This window comes from Polaromonas sp. P1_G2 (assembly GCF_056405515.1).
Map to the genome: position 1 here is coordinate 1 of NZ_JBFUBY010001289.1, position 429 is coordinate 429.

The 429-nt window shown below is 59.7% G+C and carries 2 protein-coding genes; one reads left to right on the top strand and one right to left on the bottom strand.

Going from position 1 to position 429, the window contains the following annotated elements; all coding sequences use genetic code 11:
- On the bottom strand, window positions 1–234 hold a 234-nt coding region (locus AC1D0P_RS30180; RefSeq protein ID WP_477680094.1), incomplete at its 3' end, for a gamma-glutamylcyclotransferase.
- 4 nt (window positions 235–238) lie between these two features.
- On the opposite strand from AC1D0P_RS30180, the gene AC1D0P_RS30185 reads away from it, so the two are divergent.
- Window positions 239–429, top strand: a 191-nt coding sequence (locus tag AC1D0P_RS30185; protein ID WP_477680095.1) for a hypothetical protein, incomplete at its 3' end; no start/stop codon positions are given.

Consider the following 429-nt stretch of genomic DNA (forward strand, 5'->3'; position numbering starts at 1 on the left):
GGAATGGATGCAGAGCGCGCGGTGATAGCCCCGGAGCACGGCAAGATGCCGCTCCTCGAAGGCAAAGCCCGGGTTCCACATCAGCGAACCGTAGCCAAATACCCAAAATTCGTCCATATCGGCAGGCATTGGCAAGGGCGACATCTGAATCCGGGCAGTCTGGGAGCATTGAATGACAGCAGAGGCGAGCGCCGCATCTTCACCGGCCGGACGAAAAATCCGGCGGCTCGGCATAGCGGTGGTGATCGCCGTCGCCCTTTATTCCGCCGGCTGGTTCTATGTTGCAAGCAAATTCCAGGATTTTCTCGGACAATTCGTCAATCGCGAAAGCCCGGGCAAGGTGAGCTTCACCTGCGCCAACCTCTCCACCGGCGGCGCGCTCTATCTCTTCCGTTTCGGCATCGGCTTCACCTGCGAACAGACCGGCGT